The 4,032-nt window shown below is 57.7% G+C and carries 4 protein-coding genes; 3 read left to right on the top strand and 1 reads right to left on the bottom strand.

The genetic code is table 11. The features are described 5' to 3' along the window. A partial coding sequence (locus AQS70_RS08150) for a BCCT family transporter (protein WP_420912345.1) occupies positions 1-508 on the bottom strand: 508 nt, incomplete at its 3' end. Positions 509-867: 359 nt separating this feature from the next. Between AQS70_RS08150 and betI the strand changes: the two genes are divergently transcribed. From betI to AQS70_RS08135, 3 genes are all read left to right on the top strand, one after another. After that, positions 868-1,461, top strand: coding sequence for a transcriptional regulator BetI (betI, locus tag AQS70_RS08145; RefSeq protein ID WP_055102350.1), 594 nt, complete (start codon positions 868-870; stop codon positions 1,459-1,461). A gap of 109 nt (positions 1,462-1,570) precedes the next feature. Further along, entirely contained in the window at positions 1,571-3,043 is a 1,473-nt protein-coding gene (gene betB / locus AQS70_RS08140) for a betaine-aldehyde dehydrogenase (RefSeq protein ID WP_055102349.1), read from the top strand. 124 nt (positions 3,044-3,167) lie between these two features. Beyond that, the coding region (locus AQS70_RS08135) for a GMC family oxidoreductase N-terminal domain-containing protein (RefSeq protein ID WP_187331796.1) at positions 3,168-4,032 on the top strand (865 nt) is incomplete at its 3' end.

Genomic DNA, 4,032 nt, shown 5'->3' with positions numbered 1-4,032 from the left:
AACGCTCCCCCATCAACGGGTACAGCGCCGAACGCAGCGCCAGCGGCTGGTTATGACGGTAGGCGAAGTAAGCCACGGCCAAACCGACCAAGGCATAGATCGCCCAGCCGTGCAGCCCCCAATGCAGGAAGGTCAATTGCAACGCTTGCTGCGCCGCCTGGTGGCTGGCCGACACGCCTTGTGGCGGGTTGAAGTAATGGTCCAGCGGCTCGGAGGCGCCGAAGTACAGCAAAGAGATGCCGATACCCGACGAGAACAGCATCCCGGCCCAAGCGCCATAGCTGAAGTCGGGTTTATCTTGTTTGGTCCCCAATTTCAGCTTGCCGTAGGACGAGAACGCCAAGCCGACGACAAAAATCAGGTAGGCGGCGATGACCACCATGTAGTACCAACCGAAACTGCGCGACAGCCATTCTTGGGCCACGCCCAGCATCTGACCCGCGTCTTCAGGGAACGCGATCAAAATAGCGGTTAACAGCAGTATCAAGACGGTTGAGGTGTAAAACACCGCACCATTGACCGTCACCTTTTGCGGAGGGGTCTTTATCAGAGAAGCAGAACTCATTGCACGGGTGCTCCAGGCAAGTGCGACACAAGGGCTTAAGGCAACGCGTCACTCGACCAACGGTCGAGTGATATAAAGACACCGCAAAAAACCGAACCCTGCCTGTCCCTGAGTAAGGCTGGTATCTAGAGGTATTTACCGTGTCGATTTTTCGCCACTTGTTGTAGGAAGAGCAACACAGCGCGCGACGAATTGTCGCAGAGCTTATTCTTTGTTGATTGAACGTTCAATCAAAACAAAATAGACTGGCCGTCGTTCAGTGATTGTTATGCACCGCGCGTCGGCCTAAGGAGATGCACACAATGCCCAAGGTCGGTATGCAACCCATACGCCGCCAGCAGTTGATCGAAGCCACGTTTACGGCGGTCGATCAGGTTGGAATGGCAGATGCCAGCATTGCGCTAATCGCCCGTTTGGCGGGCGTGTCAAACGGCATCATCAGTCACTACTTCAAGGATAAGAACGGTCTAATCGCCGCCACCATGCGGTATTTGATGACGGTGTTGACCGAGAACGTCGCCGAACGTCGCCTAGCGTTGAACGACGACAGCCCTAGGGCGCACTTGCAGGTCATCGTTGACGGCAACTTTGACGCGAACCAAGTCAGTGGCCCAGCAATGAAAACCTGGCTGGCTTTTTGGGCGGCCAGCATGCATCAGCCGTCGTTACACAGATTGCAGCGGATCAACGACCACCGCTTGTACTCCAATCTGTGCTGCCAATTTCGGCGCGTCTTGCCGCAGGCTCAAGCCCGCAGCGCAGCGCGAGGCCTGGCAGCTCTCATTGATGGTCTATGGTTGCGCGGTGCCTTGTCGGGCGATGCTTTCGACACCGAACAGGCACAACGTATCTGCTACGAATACATGGATCTACAACTGGCGAAACAGGAGCGTTAGGCCTCAGTTAGCGCTTGACCCCTGAACTGTCGTGAATCTGCGGTGCCACAGTTAGATGGCACCTGATTGACGATCAACGCCCACCACTTTCAGCACTTGCGAGGAATTTATGGCCCGTTTCGAATTGCAAAAACTCTACATCGACGGCGGCTACACCGACGCCGGTAGCGACGCTACTTTCGATGCCATCAACCCGGCTAACGGCGAAGTCCTCGCACAAGTGCAACGTGCGACCAAGGACGACGTGGAACGCGCCGTTGTCAGCGCTGAAAAAGGCCAGAAAATCTGGGCTGCGATGACCTCCATGGAGCGCTCGCGCATTCTGCGTCGTGCGGTTGATATCCTGCGTGAGCGCAACGATGAGCTGGCGGCCCTGGAAACTCTGGACACCGGTAAGTCGTACTCCGAAACCCGTTACGTTGACGTCGTGACTGGCGCCGATGTGCTGGAATACTACGCAGGCTTGGCGCCCGCCATTGAAGGCGAGCAAATCCCGCTGCGCACCAGCTCTTTTGTTTACACCCGTCGCGAGCCGTTGGGCGTTGTGGCCGGTATTGGCGCCTGGAACTACCCGATCCAGATCGCACTGTGGAAGTCCGCCCCAGCTTTGGCTGCCGGTAACGCCATGATCTTCAAGCCGAGTGAAGTGACGTCGCTGACGACCTTAAAGCTGGCAGAGATCTTCACCGAAGCGGGCCTGCCAGACGGCGTGTTCAACGTTCTGACCGGCAGCGGCCGTGAAGTCGGCACGTGGCTGACCGAGCACCCGCGTATCGAGAAAATCTCGTTCACCGGCGGCACCGACACCGGCAAAAAAGTCACCTCCAGCGCCACCAGCTCTTCTTTGAAAGAAGTGACCATGGAATTGGGCGGCAAGTCGCCACTGATCGTTTTTGAAGACGCTGATCTGGACCGCGCAGCTGACACCGCGATGATGGCCAACTTCTACAGCTCGGGCCAAGTGTGCACCAACGGTACTCGGGTCTTCGTACCGACCGCACTCAAAGCCGCTTTTGAAGCCAAGATTCTGGAGCGCGTTGCGCGTATTCGCATCGGCAACCCAGAAGACGAGAACATCAACTTCGGCCCGCTGGTCAGCTTTGCTCACATGGAAAGCGTGCTGGGCTACATTGCCAAAGGTAAAGAACAGGGCGCCCGCCTGCTGTGCGGTGGCGAACGCTTGACCGAAGGCGAGTTGGGTAAAGGCGCATTTGTGGCACCGACCGTGTTCACCGACTGCACCGACGAGATGACCATCGTCAAAGAAGAGATCTTTGGCCCAGTGATGAGCATCCTGGCCTACGACAGCGAAGAAGAAGTGATCCGCCGCGCTAACGACACTGAGTTCGGCCTGGCCGCCGGTATCGTGACCCAAGACCTGAACCGCGCTCACCGCGTAATCCACCAGTTGGAAGCCGGTATTTGCTGGATCAACACGTGGGGCGAGTCTGACGCAAAAATGCCGGTAGGCGGTTACAAGCAATCGGGCATTGGCCGTGAAAACGGCATCAGCTCGCTGGCTCAGTACACCCAAGTTAAATCGGTACAGATTGAGATGGGCGAGTACGTGTCGGTGTTCTAAATCGACACGCATGACCTGTAGGAGCTGCCGCAGGCTGCGATCTTTTAAAAGATCAAAAGATCGCGAGCAAGCTCGCTCCTACAGGGTTCAAGTGATCTGACCTACTTCAAAGAGGGTGCATCTTATGTCCCAAGAATTCGACTACATCATCATTGGTGCCGGCTCTGCCGGTAACACCTTGGCGACCCGTCTGACTGAAGACCCAGGCGTCACCGTGCTGCTGCTTGAAGCAGGCGGCCCGGACTACCGCTTAGATTTCCGTACCCAGATGCCTGCGGCATTGGCGTTCCCGCTGCAAGGCCGTCGCTATAACTGGGCGTTCGAGACTGATCCAGAGCCGCACATGGACGGTCGCCGCATGGAGTGTGGCCGTGGCAAAGGCTTAGGCGGTTCTTCGTTGATCAACGGTATGTGCTACATCCGCGGTAACGCGCTGGACTACGACGGCTGGGCAAAAAACCCTGGCCTGGAGGACTGGTCGTACCTGGACTGCCTGCCGTACTTCCGCAAGGCTGAAACCCGTGACATCGGCCCGAACGATTACCACGGTGGCGAAGGCCCGGTCAGCGTGACCACGCCTAAAGCCGGTAATAACGTGCTGTTCCACGCCATGGTTGAAGCAGGCGTGCAAGCCGGTTACCCGCGCACCGAAGACTTGAACGGCTACCAGCAAGAAGGCTTCGGCCCGATGGACCGTACCGTAACGCCAAACGGCCGTCGCGCCAGTACCGCCCGCGGTTACCTGGACATCGCCAAGCAGCGTTCAACGCTGACAATCGTCACTCACGCCTTGACCGACAAGATTGTGTTTGAAGGTAAGCGTGCGGTCGGCGTGCATTACATGACCGGCGATAACCATGTGCGCATTGAAGCCCGTGCGCGCAAAGAAGTGCTGCTGTGCAGCGGCGCGATTGGTTCGCCTCGCGTGCTGCCACGCCCGGCTGTTGGCCCGGCCGCGCTGCCCAATAGCCCCCACCCCCCCGTGGCTC

It is taken from the genome of Pseudomonas endophytica (assembly GCF_001411475.1).
GTDB lineage: Bacteria > Pseudomonadota > Gammaproteobacteria > Pseudomonadales > Pseudomonadaceae > Aquipseudomonas > Aquipseudomonas endophytica.
The sequence above is the reverse complement of the archived record's forward strand: the minus strand, read 5'-3'. Positions and strand labels throughout refer to the sequence as shown.

Excerpts from the sequence above, each read along its gene's own strand:
- betI (WP_055102350.1), top strand. The coding sequence starts at position 868 with ATGCCCAAGGTCGGTATGCAACCCATACGCCGCCAGCAGTTGATCGAA.
- betB (WP_055102349.1), top strand. The coding sequence starts at position 1,571 with ATGGCCCGTTTCGAATTGCAAAAACTCTACATCGACGGCGGCTACACC.